This window comes from Ruegeria sp. YKSF070 (assembly GCF_059612725.1).
In genome coordinates, this window is the sequence record NZ_JBXWRD010000014.1 from 67350 (window position 1) to 84503 (window position 17154).

At 62.0% G+C, this 17154-nt stretch carries 16 protein-coding genes; 7 read left to right on the forward strand and 9 right to left on the reverse strand.

Going from position 1 to position 17154, the window contains the following annotated elements; genetic code table 11:
• Positions 1–5 precede the first annotated feature (5 nt).
• Positions 6–1757: an adenylate/guanylate cyclase domain-containing protein gene (locus AC2FL1_RS10010; RefSeq protein WP_496876814.1), complete on the reverse strand. Its 1752-nt coding sequence runs from the start codon at positions 1755–1757 to the stop codon at positions 6–8.
• A 338-nt stretch (positions 1758–2095) separates the two neighbouring features.
• On the opposite strand from AC2FL1_RS10010, the gene AC2FL1_RS10015 reads away from it, so the two are divergent.
• The 7 genes from AC2FL1_RS10015 (at position 2096) to AC2FL1_RS10045 (ending at position 9036) form a co-directional block, all read left to right on the forward strand.
• Positions 2096–3475 carry a S8 family serine peptidase gene (locus AC2FL1_RS10015; RefSeq protein WP_496876815.1) on the forward strand — a complete coding sequence of 460 codons (1380 nt, stop codon included), beginning with the start codon at positions 2096–2098 and terminating at the stop codon, positions 3473–3475.
• Between the two features lie 183 nt (positions 3476–3658).
• A complete protein-coding gene (locus AC2FL1_RS10020; RefSeq protein ID WP_234137561.1) occupies positions 3659–4558 on the forward strand; it encodes a LysR family transcriptional regulator in 900 nt (299 codons plus the stop codon).
• Between the two features lie 79 nt (positions 4559–4637).
• Positions 4638–5465, forward strand: coding sequence for a putative hydro-lyase (locus AC2FL1_RS10025; RefSeq protein WP_496876816.1), 828 nt, complete (start codon positions 4638–4640; stop codon positions 5463–5465).
• 21 nt (positions 5466–5486) lie between these two features.
• The gene (locus AC2FL1_RS10030) at positions 5487–6521 is read left to right on the forward strand and encodes a TRAP transporter substrate-binding protein (RefSeq protein WP_496876817.1); all 1035 of its coding nucleotides are present in this window, start codon (positions 5487–5489) and stop codon (positions 6519–6521) included.
• Positions 6522–6544: 23 nt separating this feature from the next.
• Positions 6545–7093, forward strand: a complete 549-nt coding sequence (locus AC2FL1_RS10035; RefSeq protein ID WP_496876818.1) for a TRAP transporter small permease subunit — start codon at positions 6545–6547, stop codon at positions 7091–7093.
• On the forward strand, positions 7090–8376 hold the full coding sequence (locus AC2FL1_RS10040; RefSeq protein WP_496876819.1) for a TRAP transporter large permease: 1287 nt from the start codon (positions 7090–7092) through the stop codon (positions 8374–8376). The genes AC2FL1_RS10035 and AC2FL1_RS10040 overlap by 4 nt, the downstream gene beginning before the upstream one ends.
• Before the next feature lie 6 nt (positions 8377–8382).
• Positions 8383–9036 (forward strand): DUF2848 domain-containing protein, encoded by a 654-nt coding sequence (locus tag AC2FL1_RS10045; RefSeq protein WP_496876820.1) that lies wholly within the window; start codon positions 8383–8385, stop codon positions 9034–9036.
• 111 nt (positions 9037–9147) lie between these two features.
• Here AC2FL1_RS10045 and AC2FL1_RS10050 read toward each other — a convergent pair whose 3' ends face one another.
• The 8 genes from AC2FL1_RS10050 to AC2FL1_RS10085 all read right to left on the reverse strand — a co-directional run bounded on the left by AC2FL1_RS10050 (position 9148) and on the right by AC2FL1_RS10085 (position 17148).
• Complete coding sequence (locus AC2FL1_RS10050; RefSeq protein ID WP_496876821.1) at positions 9148–9783, reverse strand: nucleoside/nucleotide kinase family protein; 636 nt, start codon at positions 9781–9783, stop codon at positions 9148–9150.
• Between the two features lie 8 nt (positions 9784–9791).
• Positions 9792–10718, reverse strand: coding sequence for a carbohydrate kinase family protein (locus AC2FL1_RS10055; RefSeq protein ID WP_496876822.1), 927 nt, complete (start codon positions 10716–10718; stop codon positions 9792–9794).
• A gap of 18 nt (positions 10719–10736) precedes the next feature.
• A complete protein-coding gene (locus tag AC2FL1_RS10060) occupies positions 10737–12236 on the reverse strand; it encodes a mannitol dehydrogenase family protein (protein WP_496876823.1) in 1500 nt (499 codons plus the stop codon).
• Entirely contained in the window at positions 12236–13009 is a 774-nt protein-coding gene (locus tag AC2FL1_RS10065; RefSeq protein ID WP_496876824.1) for an L-iditol 2-dehydrogenase, read from the reverse strand. Before AC2FL1_RS10065 ends, AC2FL1_RS10060 begins: the two co-directional genes overlap by 1 nt.
• A complete protein-coding gene (locus AC2FL1_RS10070; RefSeq protein WP_496876825.1) occupies positions 13006–14010 on the reverse strand; it encodes an ABC transporter ATP-binding protein in 1005 nt (334 codons plus the stop codon). Before AC2FL1_RS10070 ends, AC2FL1_RS10065 begins: the two co-directional genes overlap by 4 nt.
• 11 nt (positions 14011–14021) lie before the next feature.
• Complete coding sequence (locus AC2FL1_RS10075; RefSeq protein ID WP_234169487.1) at positions 14022–14852, reverse strand: carbohydrate ABC transporter permease; 831 nt, start codon at positions 14850–14852, stop codon at positions 14022–14024.
• A gap of 12 nt (positions 14853–14864) precedes the next feature.
• Entirely contained in the window at positions 14865–15731 is an 867-nt protein-coding gene (locus tag AC2FL1_RS10080) for a carbohydrate ABC transporter permease (protein WP_234221484.1), read from the reverse strand.
• A gap of 112 nt (positions 15732–15843) precedes the next feature.
• Positions 15844–17148, reverse strand: a complete 1305-nt coding sequence (locus tag AC2FL1_RS10085) for an ABC transporter substrate-binding protein (protein WP_496854663.1) — start codon at positions 17146–17148, stop codon at positions 15844–15846.
• Between the last annotated feature and the right edge of the window lie 6 nt (positions 17149–17154).

Genomic DNA, 17154 nt, shown 5'->3' on the forward strand with positions numbered 1-17154 from the left:
CGCTGTCAGTCTGGAACGCCAGCCTGTTCGAGGCGCGCACAAAACAAATCGACAAGCCCCGGATCGCTGTAGTGGCGATGCGTCCTGCGGTAGTCGGACACGGAGAATCCGGGCTCCAGTTCCAGCAGGCGCTGGGCCGATTTCCGCGCGTCCTGCAGTTGTCCGGCCGCAACCTGGGCAACGGCCAGAGTCCGCAGACCGCTGGTATAGCGCTGGTTCTCCGCCAGCCCGCGCGACAACCACTTGATCGCGGTCAGGTAATTCCCGGCATCGTAATGCACGGTTCCAAGAAAAACATAATAGACGAACAGGCGCTGATCGAACGGCGACAGACGCAAGGCCCGTTCAGCCGCCGAGATCGCCTCGTCGCTGCGCCCCACGCTCGACAACGTGACACTCGATAGCAGCCATGCGATCGAACTGTTGGGATTGGCCGCGCGCGCGCGGTCGAGATAATCTATCGCGCTCTCGAAATCTCCGAACAGGTAGGATTGGATATGGCCATAGGTTGCAAGCGCAAGCGCGTTCCGGGCATCCAGTCCTATGGCCTTCTTGGCCAGGGAAATGGCGGTGCCCGCATCCGCGCGCGGGTCGTTGGACCACCCTTGCCCGACGTTCAGGCTGTACCATCTGGCCAACCAGGCCAGAGGTGAGGAAAAGCTGGGATCCGCCGCAATGGCGTCCTCGAGATGGCGTCGCGCCTGACCGAACGCGTCCCGTTCCAGATCCCCGATCAGGTCGAGTGCCTTGAGGTAACTGTCATAGGCGGTAAAGGACGCGGGCGTCTTGCGCAGCGTCCGGCGCCGCTCCTCGGCCAAAAGGCTTGGCAACAGGTGCACCAGCGAAGATTCGACAATCTCGTCCTGTATCGCAAACAGGTCGCTCTGATCGAAATCCCGTTGCAGGCTGGTCAGGTTCCGGCTGTTTTCGGTATCCACCAACTGGGCAGAGATGCGGATATGCTCTCCGACCCGCCACAGCGTGCCCGTGATCAGGTACCGCGCATTCAGTGCCTTGCCGATCGACTTCGGTTCGATTGCCTGACGTGCAAAGGCCAGGGTGGACGACCTTGAAATCACGGTCAGATCCCCTTGCCGTGACAGCTGGGACACGATGCCCTCGGATATGCCGGCGGCAAGATACTCATCCGCCTGGTCAACCCGGGAATTGCTGAAAGGCATCACCGCTACAGAGGGCAGGCTCACGTGATCGTCGGTCGGTTGCACAGAGTATCGCGCATCGGAAACCAACTCGTAGGCGGCGACACTCACGCCCAGCTTGCGCATCGGCAGCTGGCCCAGCTCTCGGGTTTCGAACTCGCTGCTGCCGGCAATCGTGTCCTGTACGGATTGCGTCAGGATGATGCCACCAGCGCTGGCAAACTCCTGCAACCGGGCGGCAATGTTCACCCCATCGCCCAACAGGTCGTCCCGGTCGCGCAGAACCTTGCAATAATTGAGCGATATTCGCAGCGACAATCCCTGTCTGCGCTGCCGGGCCCTTATCTGCAACTCCCGCCCCCAGCGTACAGCTGCGACCGGATCGCCAAACGTTGTCAGGACGCCATCGCCGGTCAATTTGACCAAGGTGCCACCATGCTGCTGCATCAGCGGCAGCACCACCTCGTCACGCAGATCCGTCCAACGATAGAACGTACCCTCCTCGTCGCTGTGCATGAGCGCCGAGAAACCGACCACATCGACAAAGCCGACACAGAGTTCAAGTTGCTTGGCCGTCTTGCCAAGATCAGAGCGCAATGCCGGAGCGGAGGACGGTTCGCATTCACCTGAACCGAGTGTGGTCGCTTGGGGCTCGGAGCCGCCTGGAGCGACGCCGCCCAAATAAACCGGCACTTCTCGTCCCGGCTCAATCGAAATCTCGGTCGTTTGAAAGAGACCGTTTCTCAAATCAATCTCTCCTATGAGTGCATTATGTTACGATTCGCGGTAAAAGTTAACTGTGAGCCGGAGAAGGCGCAGACGTGCTCGTGCGTCGACGTTGACCGGACAGCCATCCGTTCGCGGGCCGGAGACCATGGCCGACAGGCCGTTTCCCCGCCCAGGCTGCCGTCAGTCCGGACGGTGGAGGCGTGGCCATGACAATCAAGATGTTCCTGTTCGACCGCAATCAGGAGGGGCTGAAATCCAACCTTTCCAAGATCGGGTTTGATCTGGCTGACCTGATGGATTCATTCGGCTTGCCCGGCTTCACTCCGCCGACGGACCAGACCAACAACCCGTGGGTTCCCTTCGATCGGAACGGTACCCGGATCGACAGCGTGCCGGGGTCGGGCACCGGCTATGGTATTCCCCTGCTGTTGCCCGACGCAGGCACGGCGCGCGGTCTGTTACAGGATTTCCGGGACAAGGCACTGGCGGTCGGCGACCCGAATGCGGCGCGGGTTCTGGGGGTCGAGTTGGAACCGGCGACGATGACCCTTGCGCTGCCCGGCCAGCATTGGTGCGCCGGTCACGGCATGGGTACAAGGTTCGGAACCCGCAGAAACGCGCGCGGCCTGATACAGGCCGATGCCCTGCGAACACATGAACTGGACGGTCAGGGCACCAAGGTCTTTGTTGTCGACCGGGGGTTCAGCAAGACCTATGTCGAAGCGCTCGGCGGCACGTTTGGCGGCGGTCTCGGTATCGCCGAAGACGGAAAGATCACCAAGCCGGGCAGCGGCGCGGAACCCTATCTGCCATTGCATCTGCGGCACGGATCGATGCTGCTGCGAACTCTGACCGACCTGGCACCGAGGGCCGAATTCTTTGACCTGCCGCTGTTGCCGACGCGGATCACCGATGTCGATTACTTCGCTCTGCGGGCAATGTTTGCGTTTCTGGCCATGGAACACTTCTTTTTGTCCGAGGATGAGAACTGGGTGATCCTGAACGCCTGGGGCATCGTCGACCGCTTTGCCGAACGGATCAGGGGGGAATACACCAACAACCCCGACCACTGGCTGAATACCCTGCTGGCCTCGATGGGGCGCCGGCACGATGTTGTCTTTGCGGCGGGAAACAATGGCCAGTTCTGCGCTGACCCGCGCGCTCCCGGCTATGACCGGGGTCCGGGACAGAGCATTTTCGGCGCCAATGGCCTGATCGACGTCACCTCTGTTGCGGCGGTTCGCTGCGACGGGATGTGGATCGGAGCGTCGTCCCAGGGGCCGGGACCATCGGCTTTCGTTCCCGAAGGCGCACCAGTCGAAAAGCCCGATCTCTGCGCGCCGAGCTGGTTCGTGGAAGATCGCGATGCCTCGCTGCGCAGCAGCGGAACCTCTGGAGCCTCCGCAGTCGTTGCCGGAGTCATAGCCGCGCTGCGCAGCGGCTGGGACAACACCGCCATCTCTCCTTCGCAGATGCGTTCCGCCCTGCGCGCAGGCGCCCGCGAGATTTCGGGGCCGGGTTGGCACTACAGGACCGGTGCGGGCCTGCTGCGGCTCGAGGACACGATCACAGAACTTCAGGCCTGAATGCCCACAGTGAGCCGGAACGCTCATCCCGGTTGAAAACGGTTGCCTGAATGCGCCTCCAGTAGTCATCCAACCCCTACCCGTCTCGATCCGATCTGCCATCAAGCGGTCGATCCGGCCACGATCCGGGGGCTGTATGGTTTGGTCTGTCCAAGCCGGGGGATGTCATGCGACCAATGGATCATGACCAGAATCAATATCGAGCAACTCAGGACATTTCTGGCGGTCGTGCGTCTGGGCGGGGTCCGCCGGGCGGCGTCAGGGCTCAACCTGACCCAGCCCGCCGTCACCGCACGGATCAAGAACCTCGAGGATTCGCTTGCCTGTGAACTGTTCGAACGGCGCTCGGGGGGGATGCGGCTGACCAAGCGCGGCGAGCTGCTTCTGGCCCATGCAGAGAAGTTCGAACACCTCACCGAACTGGTGGAACGCGACGTGGTCGACCCGCAAGGGATCGATGGCCGTTTGCGGCTGGGCGTGTCCGAAACCATCGCCCAGTGCTGGCTACCCGAACTGATTTCAAGGTTGCACGGGCTTTACCCAAGGCTGGATATCGAATTCAACGTGGATATCTCGCTGAACCTGCGGGCCGGGCTTCTCAATCGCGAGATCGATCTGGCCATCCTTCTCGGCCCGGTATCCGAATATTTCGTCAACAACATCGAACTCCCCGGCTTTGATCTGGCCTGGTATGCGGCGGCCAATACCGCACCCGGTCTGACCGAAGACAAGTACCTTTCCCGCCCCGTCCTGACCTATGCCCGCAATACCCGGCCCTATCGCGAACTCAAGGAGATGCTGTTCGAACGGGTTGGCCCGGATGTGTCGATGTTCCCCTCTTCTTCGCTATCCGCCTGCTTCCGGCTGGTCGAGGCCGATCTGGGCGTTGCGGTCCTGCCGCGCGCCCTGGGTCAGGAATTCGTCGACACCGGTCGCATCCGGGAATTCGATCCAGGCTGGGTGCCGTCGCCGCTTCGGTTTACCGCCTCGTATCTGGGTGAGCCCAGAAGCCATCTGATTGAAACGGCGGCAAAACTGGCGCTGGAAGTTGCCACCGAATACCAGCGCGATAGAAATTCTTAATCGATATCGAGAAAAAGTTTCGATTTGAGTTTATAGAGCTAACCGGCGACCCTCGCTTCATCTCGATGGAGGGGCCCGCGTGAGCGAAACATACCAGAAGCTGAAAAACAGCACATTGGACGAACAGCGCGCCGCGATCCGGTCCGGCGCTTACCGGTCGCACACGGCGGGGCTGGGCCAAGGCCACTTGCAAGCCAACCTGGCAATCATGCCCGAGGCCTATGCGCTCGACTTCATGCGGTTTTGTCAACGCAATCCCAAGCCCTGCCCGTTGACCGGGGTTTCCGACACCGGCAATCCGATGATGTTCACCCTGGGCCGCGACATCGACATCCGCACCGACGTTCCGGCCTATAACATCTACCGAAACGGAAAGCTTGCAGGCTCTGCCAGCGACATATCCGACATCTGGCATGACGATCTGGTGGTATTTGCTCTGGGGTGTTCGTTTACCTTCGAACATGCGCTGATGCGGGCCGGGATACCTGTCTGGCATATCGACAACGACAAGACGGTGCCGATGTTCCGCTCGAATGTCGACACGGTGCCGGCGGGTCCCTTTTCCGGCAAGATGGTGGTGTCGATGCGCGCCATCCCCGAAAACCGTGTCAGCGAGGCCATCGAGATTTCGCGCCGCTTTCCGCTGGCCCATGGAGCACCGGTCTATTGGGGTGACCCGGCCGGTCTGGGAATCGCCGACCTGTCCGCCCCGGACTGGGGCGACCCTTCGCCCATAGGCCCCGGCGAGGTGCCGGTATTCTGGGCCTGCGGCGTGACCCCGCAGGTCGCGATCGAAGCCGCCAGACTGCCGCTCTGCATTACCCACAAGCCGGGACACATGCTGATCACCGACGTGGCCGAGGACGCCGAAGCCCCGGTCCTTACATTCACCAATGACAAGACATAACGTCCAACGAGGAGAACGAAGATGAAGCGTATCACCACCATTCTGGCCGCCACAACGGCGCTGGCCGCCCCCGCCATGGCCGAGGATCTTTCCGTTGTCGGAAGCTGGTCCAGCCTGCCGCTGCATAAACAATACGAAGCCCCGTTCTGGGGCGAAGCCCTGCCCGCCGCTTCGGGCGGCAAGATCAATGTCAATCTGACCACCCATAACCAGATGAATCTTGGCGTCGGCGACGTTTTCCGCCTGCTGGGTGACGGCGTCTATGACGTGGCGATGACGGTGGCGGACTATGCCGTTGCCGATGCGCCCGAGCTCGAAGGGCTGGACGTGCCGCTGCTGGCGCTGACCGCAGACGAGGCCCGTGCCATGGTTGATGCGGCTCGCCCCATGGTGACCGACATTTTCCACGACCGGTTCAATTCGCACGTCCTGGCCATCGCGCCCTATCCGCCGCAGGTGGTGTTCTGCAACGCCGAGATCGCCGGGCTGGACGATCTGAAGGGGCTCAAGGTCCGAGCATCGGGCCGGATGACCGCCAAGTTCCTCGAAGCGCTGGGCGCCGAGGGCGTCAATGTCAGCTTTGGCGAGGTGCCCGGCGCATTGCAGAAGGGCACCGTGGACTGCGCCGTGACCGGCGCCGGCTCGGGCTATTCGGCGGGCTGGTGGGAGGTCTCGACGCATCTTCTGCCGATCCCGCTGGGCGGATGGGACAGCGTCGTGACCGCGATGAACCTGGACAAGTGGAACAGCCTCGATGCCGACACGCAGGCGCTGATCGCGTCCAAGGTCGCGTCGGATTTCGAGGCCCCGGCCTGGGCCAGCGCACAGGATGCACTGGTCAATGACATCGCCTGCCTGACCGGCAATGGCGACTGCCCCGCCGGCGACGCGCGCGGCATGAAACTGGTCGAGGTCTCGGATGCCGATTTTGCCCGCGCCCGCGACGTGTTGGTTGGTGAAGTTCTGCCCGATTGGGCCGAGCGCGCCGGTGGCGACTGGGCCGAGCGCTGGAACGCCTCGGTGGGCGCGACCGTCGGTGTAACCATCGGGAACTGATCGGCACCGCCAGGGAGGGACAGATGGAAGAGATCGTGCTGGAGAAACTGCGCAGCTGGAATCGCCGTATAGCGATCTTGACCGGATGTGTCCTGATGGCCTGTGCCAGTGTCGTCCTTCTCGACGTTCTGCTCAGGCGCCTGGGCTCCTCCTTTGGCGGAACCGATGAAATCTCGGGCTATGTGATGGCCATTGCCACCTCTTGGGGAATGGCCTTCACGCTTCTCGAACTTGGTCACGTCCGCATCGACCTGCTGCGCGGGCGAACCGGGCAGATCGGCAAGTCGCTGTTCGATCTGTTCGCAATGCTCATGATGGCAGGCACGGTGACACTGATCGCGGTCAAATGCTGGCCGGTGCTGGCCCGGTCCCTGGCCAATTCCTCACGCGCGAACACGCCGCTGGAAACGCCGCTGGCACTGGTGCAGGTGCCATGGTTCGCCGGTTGGGTCTGGTTTGCCATCGTTGCCTGGGCGACGCTTGCGTCGGCTCTGCTGCTTGTGCTCAAAGGCAGGTTCGAAGCGTCGGAGGCAGCCATCGGCTGTTTCGGCGAGGAGGCGGCGCTGAAATGATCGGCTATGTGACAATCGGCCTGCTCGGGCTGCTCGCTCTGTCGATCCCGGTCGGCATCGTGCTCTTTCTTCTCGGTTTCGGGGTCGATGCGTTCTTTAGCCCGTTTCCCCTGATCCGCGGATTGGGCAACCTTGTCTGGTCGACCTCGAACAATGCAACCTTGATCGCGATCCCCTTCTTCGTACTGCTGGGCGAAATCCTGGTCCGGTCGGGGATCGCAACACGCACCTATGCCGCGCTCGACCGCTGGGTCAGCTGGCTGCCCGGCGGATTGGTGCATGCCAATGTCGCCACCGCCACGATGTTCTCGGCCACCTCCGGCTCGTCAGTTGCCACCGCCGCCACGGTCGCCACGGTCGCGATGCCCCAGGCCGAGAAACTGGGCTATGACCCCAAGCTCTTTTCGGGCGCAATTGCGGCCGGCGGCACGCTCGGGATCATGATCCCGCCCTCGATCAACCTGATCGTCTACGGGTTCCTCACCCAGACCTCGATACCGCGCCTGTTCCTGGCGGGCCTGGTCCCCGGTCTGGCGCTGGCGCTGGGCTTCATGGCGATCACCGTGATCATCTGTCTTATCCGCCCGTCACTGGGCGGCACGCGACGGGTGTTTCCGCTGGCCGAGATGCTGCGGGCCCTGCTACAACTGCTGCCCATCGTGCTGCTCTTCACCATCATCATCGGAACGATCTACAAAGGCTGGGCAACCCCGACAGAGGCCGCCGCGGTTGGCGTTGCCGGCGCGGTGATAATCGCCGCGTTCTTCGGGAGTGTGTCCAGGGCAATCTTCGTCGAAGCCATCCTTGGCACCGTCAAGATAACCTCGATGATCATGCTGGTCGTCATTGGCGCCTCGTTCCTCAATTTCACACTGGCCTCGGCCGGGCTCGGGCGCGAGCTGGAGACCTTCCTCGACGGGCTGGGCCTCTCGCCTCTGGGCACGATCCTGGTGGTGGTGCTGATCTACATCGTGCTGGGTTTCTTCATCGAAACACTGTCGCTGATGGTGGTGACGATCCCGATCATCGTACCGCTGGTGGTGGCGCAGGGTTATGACCCCATCTGGTTCGGCATCCTGATGATCGTGCTGATCGAGATGGCACTGATCACACCGCCGGTCGGCCTGAACCTCTACGTGGTTCAGGGGGCCCGGAAGTCAGGCAAAATGAGCGAAGTCATGCTGGGGACGATCCCTTACGTGATCGCCATGCTGATCATGGTGGCGCTGCTGATTGCCTTTCCCGCAATCGCGCTGTTCCTGCCATCTGTGCTTGGGGGGTAAGGCCTGATGCGGTTTGTTGCGGAGGGACGCGAGATCGAGGCACGGATCGAGCATCTGGTCGTCGCCGGATGGACCGGACGCGACATCGGCGCGGTGCGGCATCATATCGACGAGTTGGCGGCGATCGGCGTCGCGCCGCCATCGCAGGTGCCTCTTTTCTACCGGGTTTCGCAGTCGCTGCTGGTGCAGAGCCCGAGGATCGAGGTGCTGGGCCCGGACACCTCGGGCGAGGTCGAACCGTTGCTAATCAATATCGACGGTACGCTCTGGCTCGGGCTTGGATCGGACCACACGGACCGCCAGCTTGAAACGACCTCGGTGGCTGCCTCGAAACAGGCCTGCCCGAAACCGGTCTCGAACATGCTCTGGCGGTTCGACACGGTCATGCCCCATCTGGATCGGCTGATCCTGACATGTGAAATCCGTGAGAACGACGAATGGACGCTCTATCAGGAGGGGACGCTGGCCATGATCCGCCCGCTTGGCGATCTGATTGCGCAATCGGGCCTGGAAGCTGGTGGCGCCATGCTTTGCGGCACGCTTGGCGCCATGGGTGGCGTGCGGCCCGCTTCGGACTATCGCATGCAATTGCGCGACCCGGTTCTCGAACGCTGCCTGCTTCTGGAATATCGGGCCGCTGCCCTGCCGGTGGTGGCCTGATAACCACCCGCAGCGCCGAACCCCGCGCGTTCAATTCCGGGACCGCACTCACTCTGCTGGACTGGGTTCCGCCACCCTGCGCGACAGAAGGCCTAGGGCGGCAGTTCGACCCTAACTTGCAGCCCCCCCTCCCCCGGCATTCAGAACAAGATCGGGCTCGCGCGAGTTTGCATCGACCCTATCCGCATTCACCAGATCGTTCCCGATCGCCCGAGCCCGCGCGGCATCGAAAGGCATCCCCTGATCCAGCCAGCGCTGTGTCAGTCGCGCCTCCAGTTCTTCACGCGCGACCTCCAGTCTGACCGTCAGATCGAACAGATCCGCAAGCTCGGACCATGGCGCGGTATTCATGAGCAGGTAGTTTCCCTCGATCAGCGCGATCTTTGTGTCGGCATCGACCCTGGCCGCATCGGCAATACTTCGATCGGCATCCCGGTCGAACAAGGGGTAGGAAACGCTGGTGCCTAGGCGCAAATTGCGGACAAGCGCGACGAAACCATCCGCATCGAATGTCTCCGGCGCCCCCTTGCGATGCAAAAGTCCGGCTTTCGCGAGGACATCGTTTTCCAGGTGATACCCGTCCATAGGCACCACTGCCGCCGGTTGGTCCAGGCAGGCCGCCAGTTCTGCGCAAAGTGTCGACTTTCCCGACCCCGGCGGGCCGGCGATGGCGACCAGAACACGGCCTTGCCCGACGCTGCGTGCATTGATCTCGCCGATCAGCTGTTTTCTTGTGATCTTTCGCATCGCACACATCAGAGGTCGTCGGCCCAGGGCGGGTTGGCACCGGCACGCGAGACCGTGACGGCGGCGGCGCGTGCCCCGAATTGCATTGCCCTTTCCACCTCGTCGGGTCCCAACAAGGCGATTCCGTCCGGGCTCAGGCACCCGCGCTCTGCCAGATGCGCCAGCACGCCTGCATTAAACGTGTCACCGGCACCGACAGTGTCGACGACCCTTGTTTCACAGGCCGGGACATGCAGCTCGTGCCCACCACGCAGGATCCCTGTCGCCCCGGCTCCACCCTTGGTGACAATGACCAGCGCCGGTCCCGTGTCCAGCAGGGTCCGAGCCTTCTCTGACACCGAATTCGGTGCCTCGACGATCCAGTCCAGGTCCTCGTCGGACAGCTTCACGATATCTGCCAGGGAAATCAGACGCGCGATCCGCACCCGGTAAGCATCTGCATCCGCGATGAAATCGGGCCGAATATTCGGGTCCAGCATGATTACGCGTCGTCCGCTCTCTCTTTCGAGCAAAGAGGCATAGGCGCTGGCCCCCGGTTCGCAGGCCAGACTGATCCCACCGAAGAACAGCGTCGAAACCTCGGCGGACAGGTTGGGCATATCGTCGACCGTCAACATGCGACCCGCGGAATTCTCGTCAAAGAAGCTATAGCGCGCCTGCCCGCCGCATAGCTGAACGAACGCCAGCGTCGTGGGTCTGTCACTCAGGATCACGCGGGACGCATCGACATGCGACACCGCAAGGCTTTCCAACAACTGCCTGCCAAACAGGTCGGATGACAGACCGGTCAGCAGGCCAACCCGAGCGCCGAGCCTGCCCAGCGCGATGGCAGTGTTGAAAACGGCGCCGCCGGCATGGGGAACAAAACCGACCTCACCCGAAGCCACCGCCTTGGGGATCATGTCGATAAGCGCTTCTCCGCAGCAGAGTATCATTCGCAATCGTCCCTCCGCTCACCGCGCCAGATAGTCGGCTATCGCGGCCTCAACACCCTCTTGCCAGATCTGCACCAACCACCTGCCGAATGCATCGGCGAACCCGGATGCTTCTGACAGATCCCCATAGATGGGCGCCTGTGCAAGCCACACCGAGGGGTCGTGCCGGGCCGCCACCGCCGCCGCCTGCAATCGGTCCCAGAATGGGTCGTTGGGGTCGATCCGGGTACCATCCTCGCGGGTGCCCTCGCACATGCGCGCCCAGATCGCCTCGACCAGAGCCAGCCCCTCGACACTGATGCCCGCGGCAAGGCCCGCGCGGATCGACGGGATCACAAAGCCCGGATGCCGCGAGGACCCGTCGAAAGCAACCCGCCGCGTGGTGTCCACGATGCTGCGGTTCGAGAACCGGCGTTCAATCAGATCGGCATAGGCGTCCGGCGCCATTCCCGGAACCGGTGCCACATGAGGTGCGATCTCTTCTCGCGCGATCTTGCGGAACAAGGCCCTGATCCGTTCATGCGCCATACAGTCCGCGATCGTGGGAAGTGAAAGAATTTCACCCGGATTGGCGACGATCTGATGCCCGCCGTTCAGGATCCGGATCTTCATCGCCTCATAGGCATGCACGTCGTCGGCAAAGACTGCCCCGGCCCTGTCCCATTCGGGTCGACCCGCGCAGAACGCATCCTCGATCACCCACTGGCGGAAATCCTCGTGCGTCACCGGGACCGCGTCATCGATGCCATGGACCCGCGCCAGTTCCATTTCCTTTGGGCCGGTAGCGGGAACGATGCAATCGACCATCGAGTTGGGAAAGCTGCAATGCGCGTCGATCCAGTCCGCCAGCTCAGGATCGGACAGGCGGGCCAGTGAAACGACCACGTGGCGAAGGATGGCACCGTTGCCCTGCAGGTTGTCGCAACACAGACCCGAAAACGGTCCGATCCCGTTCTGGCGCCGCAGCTTCAGGGCGGCAACCATTGCCCCGAAAGCGGTCCTGGGCTGTTCGGGATACGCCGCATCGTGCCGTATATCGGGGTGCGCGCTATCCAACGCCCGCGTCACCGGATCGAGGTAGTACCCCCCCTCCGTCACGGTCAGCGACACGATCCGGATTTCGGGACGAGCCATGTACTCGATCAGTGGCCCGTTGCCGGGCACCACCGGAACATAGTCAATCATCGACCCGATCACCTCGGCCGAGCTGCCCGAAGGGGTAAGCTCGATCAGGGTCGTCAGGTAATCCTGCCCCGCCAGTTTCCGGCGCTGCTCCTCGTCATAACTGCGCATGCCAGCACCGACGATCGCCCAGTCGCGGGCCAAACCGATCTGCATCAGACGATGCAGGTACCAGGCCTGATGGGCGCGATGGAAGTTTCCGACACCGATATGCAAGATACCCGGCCTGAGAGTCGACCTGTCGTAGACCGGTTTCAGGACATCTTGCGGCAGCGCCGTCAGAGTGGAATTGCTCAGTTTTACGGGGACAGGTTCTCCAGAGAAAAGCGGGGACATCAGCTCATCCAGTTCCCGCCGTCAACGCCGAAGGTCTGCGCGACGACATAGTCGGACTCGCCGCTGGCAAGAAACACGGCCATTCCAGTCAAATCCGAGGCATCTGCCATGCGCCCGATCGGTACGGCCTCGGCCACTTCCTTTTTCTTCTGTCCCAACGGCTTGTTCTCGTAGCGGGCAAAGAACGCATCGACCCCATCCCAATGTTCGCCCTCAACGACGCCCGGCGCGATGGCGTTCACGTTGATGCCATGGCGGACAAGGTTCAGCCCGGCAGATTGCGTCAGGCTGATCACCGCCGCCTTGGAGGCGCAATAGACCGCAACCAGGGGTTCGCCGCGCCGCCCGGCCTGCGAGGCCATGTTGATGATCTTGCCACGCGTGCCAGTTTCGATCATGTGCCGCGCCACCGCTTGCAGCGTGAACAGAGTGCCGGCGACGTTGATATCGAACACGCGGGCATAGTCGGCGCGGTCGAGCTCGACGATCGGAGCCGCGCTGAAGATCGCGGCATTGTTGACCAGAATGTCGATGCCGCCGAAATGGGCGACGATTTTGGCGATGGCTTTGTCGATGCTCTCTTGCCGGGTCACATCCATATGCACCGCCAGCGCTGCCGCGCCTATCAGCTTTGCCGCGCTCCGGGCGCGGTCAATGTCGATGTCGCAGAGCGCGACCTGCGCGCCTTCGGCGACATAAGTGCGGGCGAATTCCAGCCCGATACCGCGTGCGGCCCCGGTGATCAGGGCGGTTTTTCCGGCGAGTCGTTTCATTCCTGGCGCAACCCCTTGTCGTCGAACCGGTGCAGATGCGCCGGATCGGGGGTCAGGAAGACGCGCGCACCGTAGGACAATTCCCTTTCGCCGCTGGCCCGCACGGTCAGCGGTTCTGGAAACGCATCGCATTTGACGTGAAAGAACGTGTCCGACCCCAGATGCTCGGACACGCCGACCGTACCGGGCCACGCCCCGTCGGTATCCGATATCGCGACATGTTCGGGCCGGATGCCGATGGTACGCGCGCCCAGTTTCTGCGCCTCGGGCCCTTCCAGAAGGTTCATTTTCGGAGAGCCGATGAAACCGGCGACAAAGGTGTTGCGCGGGGTACGGTACAGCTCCAGCGGGCTGCCGACCTGTTCGATCACTCCGGCCTGAAGCACCACGATCTTGTCGGCCATCGTCATTGCCTCGACCTGATCATGGGTCACATAGATCATCGTTGTCGCAAGGCGCTTGTGCAATTCGCTGATTTCCAGCCGCATCCCCACGCGCAGCGCCGCGTCGAGGTTCGACAGCGGCTCGTCGAACAGGAACGCCGCCGGTTCGCGCACAATGGCGCGTCCGATGGCCACGCGCTGGCGTTGACCGCCCGAGAGTTGTCCCGGACGCCGGTCCAGATAATCGGTCAGGTTCAGAACCTCGGCGGCCTGCGCAACACGCCGGTCCTGTTCGGCCTTGTCCAGCCCGGCCATGCGCAGCGGAAAGGCGATGTTCTTGCGTACCGACATATGCGGGTAAAGTGCATAGGACTGGAACACCATGGCCAGTCTCCGCTTGGCCGGGGGCATCGATGTGGCATCCTGCCCGTCGATCAGCATCTGCCCGCTGCTCACATCCTCCAGCCCCGCGATCAGCCGCAGAAGCGTTGACTTGCCACAGCCTGACGGGCCGACAAAGACCACGAATTCTCCATCGTTGATTGTCAGGTCCAGCGGCGGGATGACTTCGATGTCTCCAAACGTCTTGGCGACCCGCTTCATTTCGATTTGTCCCATCGTGTCAGTCCTTATTTCACTGCGCCGAATGTCAGGCCGCGGACGAGTTGTTTCTGGCTGAACCAGCCCATCACCAGGATCGGCGCGATGGCCATGACCGAAGCCGCGCTGAGCTTGGAATAGAACAGTCCTTCGGGGCTGGAATAGCTTGCGATGAAGGCTGTCAGCGGCGCAGCCTTGGCCGCCGTCAGATTGAGGGTCCAGAACGCCTCGTTCCAGGCCAGGATCACGTTCAGAAGAACGGTCGAGGCTATTCCGGGCACCGCCATCGGGGTCAGGACATAGAGAAGTTCCTCGCGCAGACCGGCGCCGTCCATCCGGGCGGCTTCCAGGATCTCGCCGGGGATCTCGCGGAAATACGTGTAGAGCATCCACACAATGATCGGCAGGTTGATCAGCATAAGCACCACCACCAGCCCGGTGCGCGTATCGAGCAACCCCAGCCTGATGAACATCAGGTAGATCGGATAGAGCACGCCCACCGCCGGCAGCATCTTGGTCGAGAGCATCCACATCAGGATGTCCTTGGTGCGCTTTGAGGGCACGAAAGCCATCGACCACGCCGCCGGAACCGCGATCAGCACGCCAAGCAGCGTCGACCCCAGGGCAATGATCACGGAATTCATGAAGTGCTTGAAATAATCCGACCGTTCCTGCACGACCTCATAGCTTTCAAACGTCCAGGCAGAGGTCAGGACTTCGAGCGGTGTGCGGATGGCATCGCCCTCGGCCTTGAAGGACAGGACCACGATCCAGAGGATCGGGAAGAAGATCAGCAGACCAACTGTCCAGGCGATGGCGGTATTCAGTGCCTTGCGGCGGGTTGTGACGGCGCGGGCCATTTTCCGTTCTCCTCACGCGTCCAGATTCTTGCCGACGATGCGCATCAGGAAGAAGGCAACGATATTGGCTAGAATGATTGCATAGACCCCGCCCGCAGACCCCAGCCCGACATTCTGGCTTTCCAGAACCCGCTGATAAATCAGGTATGTGAGCGTCTTGGTGCCAAAGGCGCCGGCGGTGGTGACAAAGATCTCGGCAAAGATCGACAACAGAAAGATCGTCTGGATCAACACCACGATGGTGATCGCGCGCGAGAGGTGCGGCAGCACGATGAACCAGAACCGGCTGAACCAGCCCGCCCCGTCCATCTCTGCCGCCTCGACTTGCTCGCGGTCCAGCGACTGGATCGCGGTCAGCAGGATAAGCGTGGCAAAGGGCAACCATTGCCAGGACACAATCATGATGAGCGACGGCAACGACGCCTGGCTGAGCCATTGCACGGGCTCGGCACCGAAGGCTTTCCAGAGATGGGCCAGAAATCCATTCACCGGGTCCATGAACATGTTTTTCCAGACCAGGCCCGACACGGTCGGCATGACGAAAAAGGGCGCAATGACCAGGATACGGACGACCCCCTGCCCCCACATCGGTTGATCGAGCAGGATCGCCAGCAGGATCCCCAGAAAGACGGTGATCACCAAAACGCCGCCCACGATGATCAGCGTGGTCGCAATCGCCGGCCAGAACGCGCTGGAGGTCACGAAGCGCACGTAGTTTTCGAACCCGACCCAACCCAGGTCACCGCCGCGCAAAGGCAGGTATTTCTTGAAAGAAAAGTAGAGCGTCATCGTCAGCGGCACCAGCATCCAGCCCAAAAGCAGGATCACGGCGGGGGCCATCATGATGCGCGCAGCAGATCGTGAATGCTGCGTGGCCATTGACATATCTCCTGTGTTCACGCGCGCCGCAAAAGTTCCCGGCGCCGATCCTCAGTTTCCGGGATCGGAAAGTCAGAGAGCGGCAAGACCGCTCTCTGACAAGGGAGGGACCCTAGCGATAGCCCGCGGCTTCCATCGCATCATTGGTCAAGGCCTGCGCCTTGGCCAAAGCCTCTTCCACGGTCTGCTGACCGGCATAGACCGCCGAGAACTCTTGGCTGACCTCGGTCGCGATTCCGGCAAATTCGGGGATCGCCACGAACTGGATACCGACATAGGGAACCGGCTTGACTGTCGGGTTCGTCGGATCGGCCGCGTTGATCGAATCCAGCGTCATCTTGGCAAACGGAACCTTCTGATATTCGGGGTTCTCATAGAGCGAAGTCCGCGCCCCCGGCGGGACGTTGGCCCACCCCTCCTTGGCCGCGACCAGTTCGATATACTCCTTCGAGGTCGCCCATTCGATGAACTGCTTGGCCGCCGCTTCCTTCTGGGTGCCCGCCGGCACTGCCAGCGCCCAAGCCCACAGCCAGTTCGACCGCTTGCCCATGCCGGTATCGGGCGCCAGCGCAAAGCCGACCTTGTCGGCAACCGTCGAATCCTTGGGGTTGGTCACGAACGAGGCCGCCACGGTTGCGTCGATCCACATGCCGCACTTGCCCTGCTGGAACAGCGACAGGTTCTCGTTGAAGCCGTTGGTGGCATATCCCGGAGGTCCGGCTTCGGTCATCAGATCGACAAAGAAGTTGAGCGCATTGGCCCATTCCGGCTGATCGAACTGGGCATTCCAGTCCTCGTCGAACCAGCGCGCGCCAAAGGAGTTCCCGGTGACCGTGATAAAGGCGCCGCCTTCACCCCAACCGGCCTTGCCGCGCAGGCAGACACCGTTGATTTCATTGTCGCGGTCGGTCATCGCGATCGCCGCCTGGCGAATGAAATCCCAGGTCGGTGCCTCGGGCATCGTCAGCCCGGCCTTTTCCATCAGGTCGGTGCGGTACATGACCATCGAGCTTTCGCCATAGAACGGCGCGGCGTAGAGCGTACCCTCATGGCTGAGCCCGCCACGCATCGCCGGCAGGATGTCGTTGACATCATAGGCATCCGACAGGTCGTCGAGCGGCACCAGCCAGCCATTGGCACCCCAGATCGGGGTTTCGTACATACCGATGGTCATGATGTCGAACGCGCCACCCTTGGTGGTGATGTCGGTGGTAACACGCTGACGAAGAACGTTTTCCTCCAACGTCACCCATTCGACCTCATGACCCGTCTTGGCCGTGAAGTCATCGGTGTAGCCCTGCATGCGGATCATGTCACCGTTGTTAACGGTCGCAATCGTGATGGTATCGGCAAATGCACCGCTGGTCGCCAAGAGCGACATGGCCGTCGCCGCACCAAGTGCGTTTCGGAAATACATACGAGT